The 21,073-nt window shown below is 43.5% G+C and carries 20 protein-coding genes; 16 read left to right on the top strand and 4 right to left on the bottom strand.

Annotated features, from left to right (window positions below):
• The first annotated feature begins 11 nt into the window (after positions 1 to 11).
• The 12 genes from ACRD7A_RS03505 (at position 12) to ACRD7A_RS03560 (ending at position 13,019) form a co-directional block, all read left to right on the top strand.
• On the top strand, positions 12 to 1,352 hold the full coding sequence (locus ACRD7A_RS03505; RefSeq protein ID WP_430810910.1) for a sigma-54-dependent transcriptional regulator: 1,341 nt from the start codon (positions 12 to 14) through the stop codon (positions 1,350 to 1,352).
• A 73-nt stretch (positions 1,353 to 1,425) separates the two neighbouring features.
• Positions 1,426 to 1,974: an archaemetzincin family Zn-dependent metalloprotease gene (locus tag ACRD7A_RS03510; protein ID WP_430810911.1), complete on the top strand. Its 549-nt coding sequence runs from the start codon at positions 1,426 to 1,428 to the stop codon at positions 1,972 to 1,974.
• A 433-nt stretch (positions 1,975 to 2,407) separates the two neighbouring features.
• On the top strand, positions 2,408 to 3,655 hold the full coding sequence (locus ACRD7A_RS03515) for a M48 family metallopeptidase (protein WP_430810912.1): 1,248 nt from the start codon (positions 2,408 to 2,410) through the stop codon (positions 3,653 to 3,655).
• Between the two features lie 162 nt (positions 3,656 to 3,817).
• Complete coding sequence (locus tag ACRD7A_RS03520; protein ID WP_430810913.1) at positions 3,818 to 5,056, top strand: competence/damage-inducible protein A; 1,239 nt, start codon at positions 3,818 to 3,820, stop codon at positions 5,054 to 5,056.
• A gap of 247 nt (positions 5,057 to 5,303) precedes the next feature.
• A complete protein-coding gene (gene rpmB, locus ACRD7A_RS03525) occupies positions 5,304 to 5,546 on the top strand; it encodes a 50S ribosomal protein L28 (protein WP_430810914.1) in 243 nt (80 codons plus the stop codon).
• Positions 5,547 to 5,558: 12 nt separating this feature from the next.
• Positions 5,559 to 5,747, top strand: a complete 189-nt coding sequence (gene rpmG, locus ACRD7A_RS03530) for a 50S ribosomal protein L33 (protein WP_200465062.1) — start codon at positions 5,559 to 5,561, stop codon at positions 5,745 to 5,747.
• A gap of 12 nt (positions 5,748 to 5,759) precedes the next feature.
• Positions 5,760 to 5,912, top strand: a complete 153-nt coding sequence (locus ACRD7A_RS03535) for a DUF4295 domain-containing protein (protein WP_430810915.1) — start codon at positions 5,760 to 5,762, stop codon at positions 5,910 to 5,912.
• Positions 5,913 to 6,010: 98 nt separating this feature from the next.
• Complete coding sequence (gene ftsY, locus ACRD7A_RS03540; protein WP_430810916.1) at positions 6,011 to 6,961, top strand: signal recognition particle-docking protein FtsY; 951 nt, start codon at positions 6,011 to 6,013, stop codon at positions 6,959 to 6,961.
• 155 nt (positions 6,962 to 7,116) lie between these two features.
• Positions 7,117 to 8,430, top strand: coding sequence for a 30S ribosomal protein S12 methylthiotransferase RimO (gene rimO, locus ACRD7A_RS03545; RefSeq protein ID WP_430810917.1), 1,314 nt, complete (start codon positions 7,117 to 7,119; stop codon positions 8,428 to 8,430).
• A gap of 230 nt (positions 8,431 to 8,660) precedes the next feature.
• Positions 8,661 to 9,071, top strand: a complete 411-nt coding sequence (locus ACRD7A_RS03550; RefSeq protein ID WP_430810918.1) for a PAS domain-containing protein — start codon at positions 8,661 to 8,663, stop codon at positions 9,069 to 9,071.
• Between the two features lie 215 nt (positions 9,072 to 9,286).
• Positions 9,287 to 10,786 (top strand): methyl-accepting chemotaxis protein, encoded by a 1,500-nt coding sequence (locus ACRD7A_RS03555; RefSeq protein ID WP_430810919.1) that lies wholly within the window; start codon positions 9,287 to 9,289, stop codon positions 10,784 to 10,786.
• A gap of 316 nt (positions 10,787 to 11,102) precedes the next feature.
• Positions 11,103 to 13,019, top strand: coding sequence for a S9 family peptidase (locus ACRD7A_RS03560; protein ID WP_430810920.1), 1,917 nt, complete (start codon positions 11,103 to 11,105; stop codon positions 13,017 to 13,019).
• 74 nt (positions 13,020 to 13,093) lie between these two features.
• Here the strand turns inward: ACRD7A_RS03560 and ACRD7A_RS03565 are convergent, their stop codons facing one another.
• Both ACRD7A_RS03565 and gldB read right to left on the bottom strand, forming a co-directional pair.
• Complete coding sequence (locus tag ACRD7A_RS03565) at positions 13,094 to 13,633, bottom strand: 5-formyltetrahydrofolate cyclo-ligase (protein WP_430810921.1); 540 nt, start codon at positions 13,631 to 13,633, stop codon at positions 13,094 to 13,096.
• A gap of 35 nt (positions 13,634 to 13,668) precedes the next feature.
• On the bottom strand, positions 13,669 to 14,673 hold the full coding sequence (gldB, locus tag ACRD7A_RS03570) for a gliding motility lipoprotein GldB (protein WP_430810922.1): 1,005 nt from the start codon (positions 14,671 to 14,673) through the stop codon (positions 13,669 to 13,671).
• 127 nt (positions 14,674 to 14,800) lie between these two features.
• On the opposite strand from gldB, the gene ACRD7A_RS03575 reads away from it, so the two are divergent.
• The 3 genes from ACRD7A_RS03575 to ACRD7A_RS03585 all read left to right on the top strand — a co-directional run bounded on the left by ACRD7A_RS03575 (position 14,801) and on the right by ACRD7A_RS03585 (position 17,912).
• Positions 14,801 to 15,424: a porin family protein gene (locus ACRD7A_RS03575; protein WP_430810923.1), complete on the top strand. Its 624-nt coding sequence runs from the start codon at positions 14,801 to 14,803 to the stop codon at positions 15,422 to 15,424.
• A 36-nt stretch (positions 15,425 to 15,460) separates the two neighbouring features.
• A complete protein-coding gene (locus ACRD7A_RS03580; protein WP_430810924.1) occupies positions 15,461 to 17,110 on the top strand; it encodes an NAD+ synthase in 1,650 nt (549 codons plus the stop codon).
• A gap of 94 nt (positions 17,111 to 17,204) precedes the next feature.
• Positions 17,205 to 17,912 carry a Crp/Fnr family transcriptional regulator gene (locus tag ACRD7A_RS03585; RefSeq protein WP_430810925.1) on the top strand — a complete coding sequence of 236 codons (708 nt, stop codon included), beginning with the start codon at positions 17,205 to 17,207 and terminating at the stop codon, positions 17,910 to 17,912.
• Positions 17,913 to 18,174: 262 nt separating this feature from the next.
• Here ACRD7A_RS03585 and fdxA read toward each other — a convergent pair whose 3' ends face one another.
• Positions 18,175 to 18,342 carry a 4Fe-4S ferredoxin gene (fdxA, locus tag ACRD7A_RS03590; protein ID WP_430810926.1) on the bottom strand — a complete coding sequence of 56 codons (168 nt, stop codon included), beginning with the start codon at positions 18,340 to 18,342 and terminating at the stop codon, positions 18,175 to 18,177.
• Between the two features lie 162 nt (positions 18,343 to 18,504).
• Positions 18,505 to 19,704 (bottom strand): M20 metallopeptidase family protein, encoded by a 1,200-nt coding sequence (locus ACRD7A_RS03595; protein ID WP_430810927.1) that lies wholly within the window; start codon positions 19,702 to 19,704, stop codon positions 18,505 to 18,507.
• Between the two features lie 243 nt (positions 19,705 to 19,947).
• On the opposite strand from ACRD7A_RS03595, the gene ACRD7A_RS03600 reads away from it, so the two are divergent.
• The gene (locus ACRD7A_RS03600) at positions 19,948 to 21,033 is read left to right on the top strand and encodes a DUF1573 domain-containing protein (protein ID WP_430810928.1); all 1,086 of its coding nucleotides are present in this window, start codon (positions 19,948 to 19,950) and stop codon (positions 21,031 to 21,033) included.
• Positions 21,034 to 21,073: the final 40 nt, after the last annotated feature.

Raw genomic sequence — 21,073 nt, forward strand, 5'->3', positions numbered from 1 at the left:
GAGAAATGACTATGGCTACTAAAATATCAATATTAATTGTTGACGATGAAGCATCGGTGAGAGATTCGCTGTATCAATGGTTTATTGAAGACGGGTATCGGGTTGAGTGTGCGGTAAGTGCTAAAGAGGCCTTGGCTAAACTGGAGGCCGAAGTTTTTGATATTGTGTTGGCCGATATCAAAATGCCGGGCATGGATGGGCTGGAAATGCTCCGCCGCATTAAATCAATGGAAACGAGCCCCATTGTTATTGTTATGACTGCTTTTGCTACCGTGGATACGGCTGTTCAGGCGCTTAAAGATGGTGCTTACGACTATATTACCAAACCCTTCGATCCGGATGAACTTTCTCATTTAATCAGGAATGCCTGTAAACAAATTACTTTGGAGGCCGAAAATGAAATGCTTAAAGAAAAGGTGGTTTCGTTGGAAAATGTGGAGGATTTGATTGGCGATAGCGAAGTCATGCGTCAGCTGATGCAGGAAATTGGCAGCGTTGCACAGTCGAATGCTTCAGTGATTATAACGGGCGAAAGTGGTACGGGCAAGGAGCTGATTGCACGCGCTATTCATGCCAATTCACCGCGTAAATATTTTCCTTTGGTCATCGTCCATTGTGGAGCCCTGACAGAGAGCTTGCTCGAAAGCGAACTGTTCGGGCATGAGAAAGGCGCATTTACAGGGGCCGTTTATAATCGCAAGGGCCGTTTTGAAATGGCTGATTGCGGAACGATTTTTTTGGATGAAATAGCCACCATCCCACCTAAAATGCAAATTGAACTGCTGCGGGTTTTGGAAACCAAAAGTTTCGTAAGGGTAGGAGGTAATAAGGATATTTGTTCAGATTTCAGAGTGATTTGTGCCACCAACAGGGATTTGAAAAGCATGGTCGATAAAGGCCTCTTTCGCGAGGATTTATATTACCGGCTGAATGTGATCAATATTAATGTGCCTTCGTTGCGCGATCGAACAGAGGATATTCCTTTGTTGGTTGATTACTTCATAAAGAAATATTGTCTTTCAATGAATAAGCCGCTTATCACTGTGGAGCCATCCGCACTGAATCGGCTGGAAGAATTTCCTTTTCCAGGCAATATTCGCGAATTGGAAAACATGATTGAACGGGCCATTGTTATTGGCGACGGAAAAAAAATTCGCCTTAAAGACTTGCCTATTGGTAAGGAGTTGGTCAGTAGTTCATTCGAAAGTCTGGAGGACATTGAAAAGGATCATATCCTCTCCATTTTAAACAAGTATAGCTGGAATATTACAGCTGCTGCCAAGGCCCTGAAGGTAGACCGGGTAACCCTTTATAATAAAATCAAAAAATACCAGTTGAGTCCCGAAAAGTAATCGTCTGGCAACAATTAGTACCAACGGGCTTGTTAAATACACGCAGCCGCCTCGAACACAAAGCTCCTGAGTAATGAATCCTGACAAAATCACTTTAATAGCTTTTGGCCAAATAGAGAAAGGTTTTCTTGAAACGATTGCCAGAGATGTGGAGCAGGAATTTCTGATGAAGGTAACAATTACAGATGGCTATTTGGATTTAAGTAAGTACTTTGACTCGGCACGCAGGCAGTATAATGCCAATCGCTTAATTGAAACCATAGAAAAGGATTATGCTGCTGATACAAGCAAGACAGTTGGCTTGTTTACAGTGGATTTGTACATTGATATTCTCACATTCATCTACGGACAGGCTTATTTAAATGGTCGATCTGGTATTGCATCCATGTTTCGCTTGCGTAACGAACGTTATGGGCTGAGCCGTAACGATGCATTGATGTTGCAACGTTTTACAACCGAAATTATTCATGAACTGGGACATACTTTTGGCTTAATTCACTGCCATGTTCCCGGCTGTGTAATGCAGGCCAGTACTTATGTCGAGGATATCGATCAGAAAGAACATCAGTTTTGCTACCATTGTAAAAGCCTGTTAAACCATCGGCTTAACAGCCGCCTGTAGTCCTAAAAATTGCAGATGCCTTTCGATTAAGTTCGTCGTGAACCTTAAGTTAGCTCGAATTGCTATTTTTGAGCATTACAGAACTGAGCAAGAAAGAGCAGGAAATAGCATAACAAAGCTATCTTTGTTTTTATTTTATTGCTTTTATGTAGGCTAGACGGATTAACCCCACTCAGAAATTTCTGATTCGCTGGGTAGTTTGCATCGACAGAGCCATGATATGTGTTAGTATTATACCATTGCGGATGATTGGTTTTGTATGCCTCCAATTGTGCAAGAAAAGGCACTGGACGAGAAGTTTATGGGATTGTGAGAGGCGCAGGTATGGAATGCATCAGCCCCAATCCGCTGATAGAGCTTTTGTAAAGGATGATAAACTGCGTAAAAATATAAGAAATTAATAAAAAGAACATAGCGAGAATATTACAACATTATGAATTCCGAACAGATTTTTTACATCATAATTGCCATTGTTAGTGGGCAATTTATTTTTGAGCAATGGCTAGATTTTCTAAACCATAAACATGTCACTTCTGTAATTCCCAAAGAACTGGAAGGCATTTACGATGAGGAGCAGTACAAAAAACAGCAGAATTACAAAAAAGCCAATTACAGTTTTGGTTTACTGAGCGATTTAATAAGTTTCCTGATAATGGTGGCTATGCTGGCGTTAGGCGGTTTTGCCTTAATTCATCAATGGGTAATAGCCTTAAGCGGCAGTGTAATTGTGCAATCGTTGCTATTTTTCGGAATAATTGGATTAGGCTCATCCATCATCAGTTTGCCATTTAGTATCTACGGAACTTTTGTGATTGAGGAGCGCTTTGGTTTTAATAAAACCTCGGCAAAAACCTTCGTCTTGGATATGTTAAAGTCCATGTTGCTTTCGGTGGCGATTGGCGGACCAATTATGGCACTAGTTATTTGGTTGTATACTATTGCAGGAGGCTATTTTTGGTTGTATGCCTGGCTGGTCATCAGTGGGTTTACCATATTTATGACCATGTTTTACACCTCTGTTATTTTGCCTTTATTCAATAAACAAACGCCTTTGGAAGAAGGGGAATTACGCTCAGCCATCGAAGCTTTCTCACATCAGGCCGGCTTTAAGCTCGATAATGTGTTTGTGATGGATGGTTCAAAGCGAAGCACCAAGGCCAATGCTTTTTTTAGTGGACTGGGAAGTCGTAAACGCATTGTACTGTACGATACCCTGATAAAGGATTTGAGTACCGAAGAGATTGTGGCAGTTTTGGCGCATGAGATAGGGCATTATAAGCTGAAACACACCTTATCGGGAACTATTATTGGGGTTATTCAAATGGGTATTATCCTGTTTTTATTCGGATTGGTGGTTAGTAATCCTTTGTTGTCAGAAGCTTTGGGTGTTAAGGAGCCTAATTTCCACATAGGATTGTTGGTATTTGGTATTATGTATTCACCTGTATCATTTATTACGGGTATTTTCATGACGATAATGTCTCGCAAAAATGAATATGCGGCCGATGCTTATGCCAATGGCTTTGGATTGGGTGAGGCGCTGATAAGCGGCTTAAAAACCATTTCGTCCAATGCTTTAAGTAACCTGACGCCGCACCCTTTGTATGTCTTTTTTCATTATTCGCACCCGCCATTGCTGCAGCGAATTAAAGCGATAAAAGGAAAACAAGAAAGTGCTTAGTTGTCAATGATTATTCAGCTATAATATGAGCATCTCAAATGAACAGTTTACCGGTTTGCCAGTTTTTCAGTTGATCAGTTTTTTGATTAACCAGATTAACCAGTTCCCCAGTTTCTCAATTTTTCATTTCACCAGTTTTTCAACTCATAAACTCATCAAAAAATGCATGTAGAAATAATCACCATAGGCAACGAATTATTAATCGGTCAGGTGGTGGATACCAACTCGGCCTGGATGGGGCAGCAACTTAACGATGCCGGCTTTGATGTGTTGCGTATCACCTCCATACAAGATACGGCAGCGGCCATTGAAAGGGCGCTTAATGAAGCCTTGGAACGTGTGGATATTGTGCTACTGACCGGTGGTTTAGGTCCCACCAAAGATGACATCACCAAGCAGACGCTGGCCCGCATATTTGATTCGCCTTTGGTGTTTCATCAGGGCGCGTACGATAACATGGCCACCTATTTGAAGGGACGGGTGAAAGGCATTAATAAGCTGAATGAAGGACAGGCCTATGTGCCGGCCTGTTGCGAGGTAATCAATAATCCGGTAGGTACTGCTCCGGTGATGTGGTTTAATCGTCCCGGTAAAGTGGTCGTATCTATGCCGGGTGTGCCCATTGAAATGAAGACAGCCATGCGTGAGGCGGTGTTGCCACGGCTTAAAAAGAGCTATCACACGGGGCATATCATCCATAAAACCATACAAGTGTTTAATGTGCCCGAAGCGGTGCTGGCCGAGCAGCTGGCGGATTGGGAGGAGAGCATACCCGATTATATTTCACTGGCTTATTTGCCCAATCCGGGTAAAATAAGGTTGCGGTTGAGTGCCAAAACTCATGATCGTGAGCTGGCGCTACGCGATTTGGATAAGCTCACGGCATCCTTGCATGCCCTTGTGGGGCAACATATCTATGCAGAGGAGGACAAGCCGGTGCATGAGTTACTGGGCACATTGCTAAAAGAAAAGGGTCAAAGCATTGCGGTGGCCGAAAGTTGTACGGGGGGTAATATGGCACACCTGATCACTATGGTTGCTGGTAGCTCGGCTTATTTTAAGGGCGGCGTGGTGGCCTACGACAATTCGATTAAAGAAAAGGTTTTAGGTGTTCAACCAGATGTGCTGGAAAAGTACGGAGCCGTGAGTCAGGAAGTGGTAAGGCAGATGGCTGAAGGTGGTCGGCGTTTAATGAATACCGATTACGCCATTGCCACCTCGGGCATCGCCGGGCCGGATGGGGGTACAAAGGAGAAGCCTGTGGGCACCGTATGGATTGCCATCGCGGGCGATTTTGGGGTGCGCAGCCAATGCTTTAATTTCGGCAAAATGCGCGCGCGCAACATACAGCGAGCTTCGGAGGCGGGTATGATCATGTTGCTGCAGGAGTTGAAGGTTTAGTGCCCGAAAGTAACGATTCTCTCTTTACAAGCTGCTCATAAAGACACGTTCCCTTTACCGCAGCTAAGTTATTTTTACTTAACTTTGAGTGCAATAATGGAGAATTCATTTTTAGGGAGTTTACAATAATTTAAAAGAAAAATGAAAAAACACGTTAATTATCCTGTTAGGTATTTGTAAAATCCGATAAAAATGCCGTATTTTGCGCTCTGTTTGAAAAATGTATCCGAAAAAAAACTGTTGAGCGATGTCAAGAGTATGTCAAATAACTGGTAAGTCATTCATGGTGGGAAACAATGTTTCTCACTCAAAGAGAAGAACCAAGAAAAGATTCGATATTAATCTTTTCAAAAAGAAATTCTATTTGCCCGAGGAAGATCGTTGGGTAAACCTAAGAGTATCAGCTGCAGGATTGCGTATGATCAACAAAGTTGGTCTTTTGGGCGCCCTGAAGCAGGCAAAAGAAAAAGGATTTATTGCTAACTATTAATAAGGAGTAGAAATGGCAAAGAAAGCAAAAGGTAATCGCGTTCAGGTTATTTTGGAGTGTACTGAGCACAAAGAAAGCGGACAACCAGGAACTAGCCGATACATTACCGTAAAAAACAGAAAAAATACTCCTGATCGCATGGAGTTGAAAAAGTATAATCCGATTTTGAAGCGTGTTACTTTACACCGCGAAATCAAATAAAACTGATTAACCATGGCAAAGAAAGCAGTAGCATCCTTGCAAAAAGGTGAAGGTAAAGGTCACACTAAAGTGATCAAGATGGTAAAGTCGCCTAAGACCGGTGCGTATTCGTTCCGCGAGGAGATTGTAACCAACGATATGACAAAAGAATTTTTCAAGAAATAATTTTTTGAAAAAATACTTATAAGAAAAGCTTCCTTGTTCTCAAGGAGGCTTTTTTATTGAAGTATTTTATATCTTTAGCGCTTAAATGTAAATGTAATATGGGTTTATTCGGGAGCTTTACAAAAGCCAAGAAGGAAAGTCTGGATAAAGGACTGGCCAAAACAAAGGAGAGTGTACTTAAAAAGCTGACCAGGGCCGTTGTAGGTAAAACAAAGGTAGATGATGATGTGCTGGATGAATTGGAAGAGGTGCTGATCACTTCCGATGTGGGGGTGGATACCACCTTAAAAATTATCGAGCGCATTGAGTCACGGGTGGCCAAAGATAAGTTTTTAAGTACCTCAGAGCTTAATGATATTCTTCGTGAAGAAATCGCACAGTTATTGGCCGAGAATCAATCGGACGATGTGAGCCAGTTTGAGTTACCCAAGAATGAGTATCCCTATGTAATTATGGTGGTGGGTGTTAACGGTGTTGGCAAAACAACCACCATTGGTAAGTTGGCCAATAAGTTTAAGCAAGCAGGCAAAAAAGTGGTGCTGGGTGCCGCCGATACCTTTCGGGCGGCTGCCATCGATCAGTTGGTAGTTTGGGCCGATCGTGTGGATGTGCCCATCGTAAAGCAGAGCATGGGCTCTGATCCTGCATCAGTGGCTTTCGATACCCTGGAATCGGCTAAGCGACAGGGTGCCGACGTGGTCATTATTGATACGGCCGGTCGTTTGCACAATAAAGTAAACCTGATGAGTGAGCTTACCAAGGTGAAGCGTGTGATGCAAAAAATTGTACCGGATGCCCCCAATGAGGTGCTGTTGGTGCTGGATGGCTCCACCGGGCAGAATGCCTTTGAGCAGGCTAAGCAGTTTACCAAGGCCACTGAAGTGTCCGCACTGGCCATTACCAAGCTCGATGGTACCGCTAAAGGTGGCGTGGTTATCGGTGTATCCGATCAGTTTAGTATACCCGTTAAATACATTGGTATTGGCGAGGGAATTGATGACTTACAGGTCTTCGACCGCAATGAGTTTGTAGATTCACTGTTTAAATAATCATCGTGCCTGATTTGAACATTGTGTTCATTCAGCGCTTTTAATAGAGGATGCCACCTTTACGTGCTGAGGGCTGTGGAGGTGGCTTGTTTATGTTGTAGCTATATTAACCCGTAATGCTTCAACCAATTACGAATTAATGTAAGAAATAAAATATGTCAGTGCGCAAAGGAAAGAAAGTGGATGTGGTAACCCTTGGTTGCTCAAAGAATTTGGTGGATAGTGAGTTTTTAATCCGTCAGTTTAAGGCCAATGGGATAGCGGTAGCACACGACCCTGAAACGCCCGAAGGAGAGGTGGCCATTATCAATACCTGTGGTTTTATAGCCGATGCCAAAGAAGAGTCCATCGATACCATCCTGGCTTTTGCAGAAGCTAAAAAGCGGGGCGACATCAAGCAGCTCTATGTGATGGGCTGTCTGTCGGAACGCTATCCGGGTCAGCTAAAGAGTGAACTGCCTGAAGTGGATAAGTTTTATGGTAAGTTCGACTGGAAAGACATTGTGAGCGAGATCGGTGCCACCTATCGCCGCGATTTAATGAATGAGCGCTCGCTGACAACACCTAATCACTATGCTTATCTGAAAATATCGGAAGGCTGTAATCGAACCTGTAGCTACTGTGCCATTCCCATTATTACGGGTAAGCATGTAAGCCGCCCCATGGATGATTTGTTGGACGAGGCGCGCCGTTTGCGCGATACCGGTGTGAAGGAGTTACAGGTAATTGCCCAGGATTTGTCTTTCTATGGTTACGATTTGTATAAGCGCTATAAATTGCCGCATCTGGTAGATGAGCTGGCAAAGATCGATGGTATCGATTGGATACGCTTGCATTATGCCTATCCGGCGGGTTTTCCCATGGATGTGCTGAAAGTAATGAACGATAATCCTAAGGTTTGTAACTACTTGGATATTGCCTTGCAGCACATAAGCGATCCGATGCTGGAACGCATGCGACGAGGGGTACGTAAAAATCAGACCTATCGTCTGATAGAAGAAATGCGCAAGCAGGTGCCCGATATTCATTTGCGTACCACTTTCATTACGGGTCATCCGGGCGAAACAGAGCAGGATTTCTCAGAGTTAGAGCAATTTGTGCGCGATGCCCGGTTTGAGCGTTTGGGTGTCTTTCCTTATTCACACGAAGACGACACCTATGCTCATAAGAAATACCAGGATGATGTGCCGGATGAACTTAAGCAGGAACGTGCTGAGCGAATCATGGAAATTCAAAATAGTATAGCCAAGGAAATAAATGCCGAAAAAGTTGGGAAAACCCTCAAGGTAATGATTGATAGGGAAGAAGGTGATTATTTTATTGGCCGCACTGAGTACGACTCACCGGAAGTAGATCAGGAGGTGTTGTTGCATAAGGATGAAAATGAAGCTTTAACTCCGGGTGACTTTTATCCGGTTGAAATTACGGGGTCGGAAGATTATGATTTATTTGGTATAGCCCGTAAGTAAGGCTTGCAATAATATATATAAACGCCAATCAGGTTCCATTTACAGGTGCAAGATTGGCGTTTTTTCGTTCGTGGAATGTAGTTTTTATGTGTTTAACTTTATTTTGCAAATATTAAACAAATGTAGTCTGCTTTAATCCGCAAACGTGTTATATTCGCTTCTGTAAGAATTATACGATGCATAGCTAAAGGTTTATTTTTCAACATTTAATGCTTAAAAAATAAAAATGTATGGGACGAATCAATGTCTTAATGACTAAAAAAATTAAAGAGGCCATTGAGGAAGAGCCGACGAGGGCTCAGGAAATTATTGATGCAGAAGTAAATTTGGGGATTTGTGTGACCGATGAGAAAGGTGATTACACCTATGTAAATCAGCGATATAACGAAATTTATGGCTATGCCGAGGGCGAGCTTGAGGGACAAAGTTTTATGTTGGTTGTTCCACCCGAGAACCACGCTCAGCTCAAAACCGCTCACGATATGTTTATTAAAAATGAATACGAGATTGTTCGTTACTGGGAAGTTGTAAAAAAGGGTGGAGAGCGCATTCAGGTGCAGGCTGCAGCAGCTTTTTTTAATAATATATTCGGCAGTAACGGAAAGGGTAGAAAAGTTACTTTTGTTTATTACGATGCTTAGGTTTCATTTATAACGGAAATCATCGTTTAAAAGCATTTGCATAATAAGAGGCACGTGAAGATTTTTCGCGTGCTTTTGTTTTTTTAGTCCAGCCCTTCACCTGCCTAAAAAGGCTGCGATTAACGATTTTTCAATTCATTCGTGTAACCCTTCATTACAGGGTGCGTAGGCGTTTGAGATTGGATTATACTATTACTAATTTAGGAAAATATAGGATGAAGTTGAGCTTTAAAAGCCGCCTGTTGCTATTGGTGGTAACCAGTGTGGGTGTGCTAATGGTTATGATGGTGTTGAGTATCAATAGTCTGATGCGTTTAGATACGGATTTCCAGACCATGAAAGATACGCAGATAAATGGTAACGTTGCAGTGCTGAAGATTACGGCCAACATGAATTATATCAGTCGTTTATCTCGCAATATGATGCTGGGCAGCGATTACGATAGTGATTATCAGAAGCTGGAAGATCGTATTAAGCAGATTGAAGAGGGCTTTATGACCCTGGAAGCTTCACTATCCGGAAAGGAAGAAACTGCCTTGTTTGATGACGCAAAAACGGCAGCATTAGCCTTTGTTTATGGGGCGCGCGATATTGCCGATCAGCTAAAAGCGTTGCCGCCGGCGGACAGATATTCCTTCTACACACAATATACCGAGCAGACTACAGATCTAGCCAATGCCTCGCGTCAACACTTTAATGCCCTAAGTCGCCTGATAGAAGAAAGTTTTAAAACGGGCATGGCAGCCTATGCCCACCGTATTACCCTGATGAAGCGGGTGCTTTTTATCGTTTCACTGGTGGCGGCTGCGTTTTTAATTGTGTTTGGTATTTTCTTTTCGCGTTCTATGCTCCGCTTGTTGGGTATTGATCCCTATGAACTATCGGCCATTGCCGGTAGCATATCTCAGGGTGATTTAAGGAGGCAAAAACAGGATAAAATAGTGAGCAACAGTGTGCAGGATTTCATTATTACCATGCAAGATCGATTGAACAAGGTAATTCAAAAAATTGTTGACTCTGCCAATAACGTTCATCAGGGTAGTCAGAATGTTAATGGCTCATCGCAAGATTTGAATGAAGGAGCCAACGAACAGGCTGCCGCCGCCGAAGAGATTTCATCGTCTATTGAGGAGATGTTGGCCAATATTGAGCAAAATACAGCAAACGCTAAGCTCGTAGAGGCAGCTACAAAAGAAGTGGAGCAGGGGATAATTGCCGTGAAAGAGAAAACTGTGAAGACCACCGAAGCAAATAGGTTGATCGTGGATAAAATAGCCATTATTAATGATATTGCCATGCAAACAAATATATTGGCCCTGAATGCATCGGTAGAGGCAGCCCGTGCCGGCGAACATGGTAAGGGCTTTGCTGTAGTAGCCGGCGAAGTGCGTAAGCTGGCCGAGGTAAGTAAGGAGTCGGCCGACGAGATTACTCAATTGAGTAATGACAGTCTGGAGCAGGCTGAGGAGGCAGTTAGTCAAATAGAAATGATACTGCCGGGTGTGAACGAAACTACCAATATGGCCATGGAGATTGCGGCAGCCAGCAGTGAGCAAATGCATGAAGCTAACCAGGTGAGTACTGCCATTACGCAGATGAATGCCGTGGCGCAACAAAATGCAGCAGCCAGCGAGGAATTGGCTTCTCATGCGGATGACTTGGCCGGTCAGGCTGACGAATTGAATCAGGTGGTGGCTCAGTTTATCCTTGATTAAGCGTGAGCTTAGGCCTGATTCTGTGAATGCTTCTTGAATAAAATAGGAGGCGCTGAATGATCATGTCGATCGTTTATGAGCTAATGTGTCCTATTAACTTATCCTCTTCGAGGATGCGATCTTCATATGGGTGAAAGTTAAAAATAACAGGGTTCAGCTCAATTTGAGTTGGACCCTTTTTCTTGCTATCCATCCTATGCCTGGCGTAATTTCAGCTAAATACCTGATCCTTCCGTAATTATTAATTTATTGCATTGCAATAAATTATAATTATTCGTATTTTTCGGTAACAAGAATACTTTAAATTCTATTTTCCATGAAAAAATTCCCTTTGTTAATTGCTGTTACCATGGCAGTATTGCTGGTTGCAGGCTGCACATTACCTTCAAAACAAGAAAAACAAGCTCCCCGTATTGCGCTCGAGGACTTTTTTAAGAACCCTGAGAAAGCTGGTTTTCAGATCTCTCCTGATGGGAAACACTTTTCCTACAGGGCACCCTATGAGAAAAGGATGAACATTTATGTTAAGGCGATTGGTGCTGATAGTGCTACTCAAATTACCTTTGAAACTGACCGTGATATTGCCGGATATTTCTGGGCTAACGAAAATCGTATTCTATATCTGAAAGACGATGGCGGCAATGAAAATTATAAGCTTTATGGTGTAAACATAGATGGAACAGAGGCGGTTTGTTTTACCGATTTTGAAAATGTACGTACCGGCATTATTGATGATTTGCGTGATATTCCTGAGGAAGTAATTATTAGCATGAATAAACGTAACCCGCAGGCCTTTGATCCTTACCGCCTGAATATCATAAGCGGTGAAATGGAGATGCTATACGAAAATCCGGGCAATATTACCGGGTGGATCACTGATCATAATGGAAAACTCAGGGCTGCCCTGGCTATTACCGATATGGTGAATCAGAGCTTGCTGTATCGTGAGAAAGAGTCTGATGAATTTAAAAACATATTAACCACTTCGTTTAAAGAATCACTTACCCCGTTCTTTTTTACTTTTGATAATAAAATGCTTTATGCCGCCTCGAATATTGGTCGTGACAAGGCAGAAATCGTAATTTTCGATCCTGTCACTGCTGAAGAGAAAGAAGTGCTTTTCGGGCATCCCGATGTGGATGTAAGTAGTTTAAGTTATTCGCGCAAGCGCAAAGTGCTTACAACCGCAAATTATACCACGGATATGCGCGAGCGCCACTTCTTTGATGAGAAATCGAAGGAATTGTATGAAAGGGTAGAGAAGGAACTTCCCGGTTACGAAGTGTTTTTTGTTAGCACCAACAAAAACGAAGATAAATTTCTGGTGCGCACCTATAGCGATCGTTCTTTAGGGGCTTATTATTTTTTGGATACTCAAACCGACAAATTAACCCACCTTACTGATATCAGTCCCTGGTTAAATGAAGATCAAATGGCTAAGATGAAGCCGATCAAATACACTTCGCGTGATGGTATGACCATACATGGCTATCTTACTTTACCGCTGGGAGTGGAAGCAAAAAACCTACCGCTGGTGGTTAACCCGCATGGTGGACCATGGGCGCGCGATCAATGGGGCTTTAATCCGGAAGTACAGTTTTTGGCTAACCGCGGATATGCTGTGTTGCAGATGAATTTCAGGGGATCAACCGGTTATGGCCGTGCTTTTTGGGAGTCGTCTTTCAAACAATGGGGACGTAGCATGCAAAACGATATTACCGATGGTGTCAATTGGATGATCGACCAGGGTATTGCAGACAAAGATCGCATAGCTATTTATGGCGGTAGTTACGGGGGATATGCAACCCTTGCCGGGCTGGCTTTTACGCCTGATTTATATAAGTGCGGGGTTGATTATGTTGGGGTTAGTAATCTGTTTACCTTTATGAATACGATTCCCCCATATTGGGAGCCTTATAAACAGATGCTGTACGAAATGGTGGGGCATCCGGTAAAGGATAGTTTGATGCTTGCCGAAGCCTCGCCGGTTTTTCATGCGGATAAAATAACAGCTGCCTTGTTTGTTGCCCAGGGAGCCAACGATCCGCGTGTAAAGAAAGACGAATCGGATCAGATGGTAGCTGCCATGAAAGAACGCGGTGTGGAGGTCAAATACATGGTGAAAGACAATGAGGGGCATGGTTTCCGAAATGAAGAAAACCGTTTTGATTTTTACAATGCAATGGAGAAATTCCTGGCCAAACAACTGGATAATCAAGCTGAGGAAGAATAAACATTTAATGATCGGATCTTTATCTGCGGACTTTAGATAAAGATCCGATCAATGAATGCATTCTTATATATCTTTTAGCCGCTTATAATCTGATCCATCGCTATGTCGTGGGGCTCAACAGGCAGCTGCTCGACCATCTGAAAATCAAAGGCCAGGCCTATCTTCAGGGCCGAGGGCAGACGCTTTAGAATCCGGTCGTAATAGCCGGCACCGCGTCCCATGCGGTTGTTATGCGCATCAAAGGCCACACCGGGTACCACCACTATCTCAATAATTGATTCGTCGATTAGTGCCGGGCCATTGGGTTCCGGTATGCCGTATTTAGCACCGGCCACCAGTTTATCTTCGCCCAGGTACTGTACTATTTTTAAATCCTGTCCGTCAATCACCGGCAGATAGATGGCTTTCTTTTTATACCACCTATTTATAAAGGCTTGTGTGGGTACTTCGTCGGCCATGGCCCAGTAGAGTAAAAGGGTCTTGGCAGTCTCAAAAAAGGGGCTGTCTTCCAGTTGCCTGAAGATGGCTTCCGTCTGTTTTAAACGATCGGTTTCACTAAGCTGTCGCTTGAGGGTGCTTATCTGTCGGCGCAGGGCTTTCTTTTGTTCTATCATAGTTGGATTTTTTAATGTTGGGTGCAGGTCCGCACTTATGGTCGATAGCGTGCCTCTAACAGTATTGCATGTGCATCGCGCTGCTCAATTAAATCGGAGAGTGTCAGTTCAGGATGCTCATGAAGATAAGCTTCAATGATTTTATAGGCTATAAATACAGCGGCTCTACCCGGTGATTCCTGTCCCAGGTGATAGGTAAAAGGGCTGTCGCCCACATATTTCTGAATAAGCATGCGTTCGGTATTATACAGGTGCTTTTGCTCAACCATGCTGGCCCAAATGGCGGCCTCATTTTTCCTGCACCAACGCAGTTCATCAGGGCTGTAATCAAACAGTAGGGTATCGTTAATAGTGGGTATCATCTGCTTGATGAAATACAATACTTTTGCCTGTGAAAGCATATTACTGATCAGGTCCTCATTTTTCATGGCAAAAGAGAAGTTGCCCAGTGCCATGGCCTTCATCACATCAGGTACCATTTTTTCAGGACTCATCTTTCGGCGCAGGTATTTGGGGACGGCCAGCCACTCATAAAAAATACAGTCGGCACCCAGGTATTTCTCCACACTTACCGACAGCCAGCTTGAATCCATGGCGATGGATTGGTTGAAGTAGGAAGTATGCAGGTAAACGGTGGGTATAGTTGCCTCGGGGAAGTAGTATTTATAGTGACGAAAAGCCTCTTCCAAATCGTCTTGCAAAGTGGCTGTGTTGCCATACTGTGCCTTACAGGCTGCGTACACCTCCCGATTTTCTTCGTAATTCAAAAAATGTTTCAGGCGCTCGGGGTATTGTGGGTGATTGGGGCTTCCAATGTTTATAATTTGCTGACTATAAGCATCCAGGTAGCTGCCGTATTGAGCTGACAGGGAGTCGATGTCGCTTGCCAAATGGGTTTCATCTATCTCAAACAGATCGATGAAAAAAGCTTGTGGCTGAACCCTTAGCTCAACATGATTTACATCGGGGCTCGAGGTACCAAATTTACAGCCCGTGAGTGTTATACCCATCAGACCAATAAAAAGAATAAATTTCTTCATCTTAAAGTTCAATTTTGCTGTAAAAATACGAAAGCTGCTAAAATAATCAGTTCGGGCAAAAAAAAGGTGGATGAAAACCATGATTTAGCTATGTTTGTAATGTTTTTTAACCTAAATGCATATTTCGATGAGACACATTGCCTCACTCATTACATTTTTAATTTTATTTAGTAACGCCCTCAATGCACAGGACGGTAAGCGCACGCGCCTGTCTTTTGTGCTCAGCCCCCAAATATCGTGGTTAAACTCCGATGAAGCCACTGTTGATGGCAATGGAAATTTATTTGGCTATAATTTCGGACTGGTGATGGATCGTTTCTTCGCACCTAACTATGCTTTCACTACCGGTTTAACCGTGAATACTACGGGAGGTAAGCTCGAATACACAGCCAGTGAAGTAGTGCCGGCAACCCATAATACTACCTACCGTCTTAAATATCTCGAGGTACCCCTGGCCCTCAAGCTACTCACCAACGAGTTTCATCGTTCGCGATACTACGGACAGTTTGGCCTCTCTACCCAATATAATATTAAAACCAACGATGGTGACGGTAACAGCATTAATAGCGAGGTGAAATTTTTTGATATGGGCTACCAGATAGGAGGTGGCATGGAGTATTCGCTGGGCGGTTCTACCTACATGATGTTAGGCCTTATTTACAATGGCGGTTTCATGGATGTGACCGATCATAAGGTAGACGACAAAGCTACGCTGAATCGATTAATCATACAGTTTGGCATTATTTTTTAGCATAAACAACATTAGGAAGTAACAATATACGAACCCATGAAGATTGTAGTAGCGCAGTTGAACTATCACATTGGCAATTTCAAAGCCAATACCGGTAAAATAATTGAAAGTATTACCGCCGCCAAGGGTCAGGGAGCTGATTTAGTGGTTTTTTCCGAGTTGGCCGTGTGCGGCTATCCGCCCTATGATTTATTGGAGCGTCAAAATTTTGTAAAAAGCTGTCGCGATGCCATTGAGCAGATTGCACAGGCTTGTGTGGGGGTTGCTGCCATTGTAGGTGGTCCAGAGCTTAATCCGGCACCACAAGGTAAAAATCTGTTCAATGCAGCATATGTGCTGGAGGAGGGCAGCGTAAAACAGATTATTCGCAAAACGCTGTTGCCCAATTATGATGTGTTTGATGAGTACCGTTATTTTCAACCTAACGATAGCTTTGCACTGGTGCAGTTGAAAGGGAAAAAGATTGCCCTGACCATTTGTGAAGATATATGGGATGATCAGCCCGTGGCCAACACTTTTGCCCGCGATAAGCTCTATACGCTATCGCCCATGGATAAGCTGATGCAACAGCAACCCGATATGGCCATTAATATAGCCGCATCACCTTTTTCGCACGCACAAGTGGATATCCGCCGTGATATTGTGTGCCACAAGGCGAAGGAGTATAATATTCCATTTGTCTATGTCAACCAGGTAGGGGCTAATACCGATCTTATCTTTGATGGTAACAGCATGGTGGTGAATCGACGAGGTGATATCGTACAGCAGGCTGCAGCCTTTGATGAGGCGCAGCTGTGTATCGATATGAACAGTGTTGATCAGGCACCCGTTGTGATGCCGGAAAGTAAACCTGCGGTTGCCTTGATTTATGATGCGCTGGTGTGTGGTGTACGCGACTATTTCGGAAAGATGGGCTTTCGCCAGGCTACCCTGGGACTGTCGGGCGGTATCGATTCGGCGGTTACCGTGGCCATTGCCACTGAGGCGCTGGGTAAGGAGAATGTACGTGTACTGTTGTTGCCCTCGCAGTATTCATCAGATCACTCCATTAAGGATGCAGTTGATCTGGCCGAGAACCTTGGCATACAATACAATATTGTACCCATAAAAGAGATTTTTAACAGTTGTAATTTCCTGATGAGCCCGGTTTTTAACGGGAAAGAAGCAGATGTGACCGAGGAAAATATACAGGCGCGCATACGAGGTACGCTGCTAATGGCGCTATCCAATAAGTTTGGCCATATTTTGCTCAATACTTCCAATAAAAGTGAGGCGGCGGTGGGCTATGGCACCCTTTATGGCGATATGAACGGCGGTTTATCGGTATTGGGCGATGTTTATAAGACCGATGTTTTTAAGTTGGCACGTTACATCAATCGTAGCCACGAAATCATACCTGAAAACACCATTGTGAAACCACCATCAGCCGAGCTGCGACCCGATCAGAAAGACTCTGATTCGCTGCCCGATTATGAGGTACTCGATGCTATTTTATTGCGCTATATCGAGAAAAATCAGTCGCCTGAAGATATTATTGAAGAAGGTTATGATGCGGATATAGTACATCGCACCGTTCGTTTGGTCAATATGAATGAGTATAAACGTTATCAGACAGCGCCCACTTTGCGTGTTTCGGCTAAGGCCTTTGGAAGCGGTCGTCGCCTGCCGTTGGTAGCTAAATATTAAGTTTAACTGCACTTGTTTGCCCTTAAAGGCATGCAAAGTCAGCTTTTTTTTTAAATTTGCATGTTATATAACATAGTTTTATAACACCCTTGAGATGCCTGCAAAAAACAATACTACCCTTGAAGCGCCCACAATAAAGGATATTTCAAAGTTATATGATATCCTGAGCGATGATGAGAAAGCATACTTGTTGAATAACCATACCACGGCTTATTACAAGAAGAATGACATTATTTATCAGGAAGGCGAGAAGCCAACTGGCCTCTTGTGTCTCGGTAAAGGGAAGGTAAAGATATTTAAGGAGGGTGTAAGCCGTCGCGATCAAATTATACGCATGGCTACGGCGCCTGATTTTATTGGTTACCGTGCTTTATTTGCCGAAGAAATGCACATTGCCAGCTCTGAAGTGATCGAGCCCAGCACCATTTTCCATGTTCCTAAAAAGGTGATATATAATCTAATGAAGACCAATCCGGCACTGTCCATGGCTTTTATCAAGTCTTTTGCCAGCGAGTTGGGATTTGCCCGTTACCGCACGGTTACCCTCACACAGAAACATATACGTGGCCGTTTGGCCGAAAGCTTATGCGTGCTGAAGGATATCTATGGTTTTGAGGAGGACGAACAGACGCTTGCGGTTTATTTATCGCGCGAAGATCTGGCGAATTTCTCAAACATGACAACATCTAACGCTATTAGAACGCTGAGTGCTTTTGTTAACGAAAAGGTATTGGCAGTCAATGGCCGGGTGATTAAAATACTGGATGCAGAAACCCTGCAGCGAATTTCCCGCCTCGGATAAAAGCCAGTCTTTGCCAGTCATCAGGCAGGGCAGAGACAGGCTTCACCTGATGGGAGTTTAATTGTCTGAGCTTGGCTTTGCCATGGTAAGAATGAGAGTCTGTAAATATTAACATATGCATTTTTAAACCTGAAGGCTTTTATTATTTCTCTTTCTGCCAATGAGTACTGTTGTATCTTAAAATTTTGCTTACCTACCTTTTCAGTAAAACAAAAGCCCCACCAATTGGTGAGGCTTAGTTATTTGTTCGCTGCTGCATTGCTTATGCAGGGTGAATTGCCTCAGTAGGGCATACATCAGCACAAGTACCACAATCTGTACAAGCATCAGCATCAATTTTATAAATATCTCCTTCTGAGATAGCATCTACCGGACATTCATCAACACAAGTACCGCAGGCGATGCAGTCATCATTAATTACGTAAGCCATTTTTTTTTCTTTATTGGTTATTATTACTCAAGCAAAATTATTGGCTTTTTTAATTAAAAAAAAGATTTCCTTTCTAAAGTGTTTTATTTTGAAAGGTTATAAATAAGGTTTAAAGGTCTTTTATTATTCAAGCAACTGTGTTATAGTTATTTTTACGAGCGTTTAGACCGTTTCTAATTTATCTTCATTCATAAACTCATAAGCCATGTAGGCAAGTAGTCCCGCGGCTGTCTCCAGTGAATCTTCATTTAAGTTAAACTGGGGGGTATGCAGACTGCCTGTTTCGCCTTGATTTTGCGCTACCCCAAAGCGGTAGAAAGTGCAGGGATATTTCAGCGTGTAATAGCCGAAATCCTCAGCTGTCATGCGGATGTCCATTATTTCAGTGGCCTCCATACCCAGATAGGCCTGCGAGTAGGCAATGGCTTTTTGGGTAATGGCAGTGTTGTTGTGTACTACCGGATAACCATCTTTAATATCAATTTCGCATTGGGCACCCATGGCTTGTGCTGTACCCTTGGCTATATCATGTATTTTTTCCTTGATGATGGCGCGCCACTTCTCATCCATAGTACGCAAAGTACCGGCAAGTTCTACCTGTTCGGGTATTATATTGGTGGCACCATCGGCCTTAATCTTTCCAAAGGATAATACGGTGGGTATTTGTGCCGGTACAATGCGGCTAACAACTTGCTGCAGCGCCACAACAATATGGGAAGCTACCAGCACGGTGTCAGTGAGGGCATGGGGCATAGCCGCATGGCCACCCTTGCCCTTTACCGTTATATATACTTCGTCGCCCGAGGCCATATACATGCCACTTTTAAAGCCGGCATGTCCTGTATCCATGGTGGGTAGAACGTGTTGTCCCAAAATTACTTCGGGCTCATGTTCTGCAAAGCATCCCTCTTCCATCATTAGTTTAGCACCACCGGGAAATACCTCCTCAGCAGGTTGAAACAATAGCAGGATGGTGCCCTCCCAGTGCTCACGAAGATCTTTTAATACCATGGCAGCACCCAGCAAGGCAGCGGTATGTGCATCGTGCCCACAGGCGTGCATAATGCCTTCGTTGCGCGAGCTAAAGCTCAGCTCGTTACTCTCCTGAATGGGCAAGGCATCCATATCGGCACGAAGAGCAATGGTGCGCTTTTCGGGGTTCTTGCCGCGCAGGTATCCTACAATGCCTGTTTTAACAAAACCTGCCTTAAACGGGATTTCCATTTTTGCCAGCTCATCCTGTATAAATGCCGAAGTGTGGTGCTCCTCAAAAGATAACTCGGGGTGGGCATGCAAATGCCGGCGTATGTCAATGATCCGTTTTAAATATTGATTAGTAAGCTGTTTAATTTTCGTTTGCATGATTCACCCTCTATTTGTTAATATCTTAAACTTTCGTTACAAAGATAACAAACCTTTTTAATCTATGCCGAAGTATTAAATGCGTGTTAAATTCGCTCAATTACCTTTTATCCTAAGTAAATATTTATAGTTTTGTGTGGCTCAACTACAACGCAGCAAGGCCTGACGAAGCATAGCAGACCTGTGGTAGCGAGAAGTGTGAGTCGTTTTGAACAGTAACTTAATATTAAACTCAATAATAAGATGAAGCAGTTAGTCCTATTTTCCTTATTGGCAATTAGCGGTTTTTTTGTGGCCAAAGCCCAGCATGCGAAACCCAATTTGGCATTCGATAAAGTAATACACAACTTTGGCGAGGTGAAAGAAGATGGGGGAACCACAAGCTATGAGTTTACCTTTAAAAACACAGGGGGACAACCTCTGGTACTGCACAATGTAAAGGCCTCGTGTGGTTGTACTACGCCCCAATGGACACGTACTCCCATACCTCCCGGAGGCACCGGTTTTGTTAAAGCTATATTCGACCCGCGTAATCGTCCGGGTAATTTTAATAAGACCATTACGGTGATGTCTAATGCGCAAAACGCCACGGTGATTCTTCGCATCAATGGTAAAGTGTTGCCACGCGAACAGACCATGGAGGATATTTATCCGCGTAACATGGATGCAATACGCCTGGAGACCTCGCACCTGGCGTTTACCAAAATGGCGCCAAATCAGGTAAAAGAGGAACATATTAAAATTATTAGCACTAGTGAACAGCCCGTGAAGCTGGGCTTTGTGAATGTACCGAAACACATTACCATTAAAAGTGTACCTGAGGTGCTGCAGCCCGGTAAAGCCGGTATGATAACGGCCACCTATGATGCCAAAGCCAAGAATGACTGGGGATTTGTAACTGATAATATCTTTATCATATTTAATGATGAGCGAAGTTACAGTAACCGATTAACCGTAAGCGCTTCTATTCAGGAAGATTTTTCTACATGGGATGCTCAGAAACTGGCCAACGCTCCCGTGGCTGCTATTGCCGAGAAAAACTGGAATTTTGGGGAGATAAAACAGGGCGATGTAGTGAAGCACGAGTTTGAGGTGAAAAATACCGGTAAAAGTGAGTTGATTATCCGTAAGGTAAAAGCCAGCTGTGGCTGTACAGCCATTAAGCCGGCTAAAACCATATTGGCTCCCGGTGAGACGACTCTGATCGCTGCTGAATTTAATTCACGAGGAAAAAGCGGTCGTCAGACCAAAACGGTACGCATCGTGTCCAATGATCCTAAGCATACTACCATCACCTTGATGATTACCGGTAATGTAACCATCAACTAAAACCGATTAAGCGATTTATGAAACTGGAGGGTGAGCAAAA

It is taken from the genome of Carboxylicivirga longa (genome assembly GCF_050589825.1).
GTDB lineage: Bacteria > Bacteroidota > Bacteroidia > Bacteroidales > Marinilabiliaceae > Carboxylicivirga > Carboxylicivirga longa.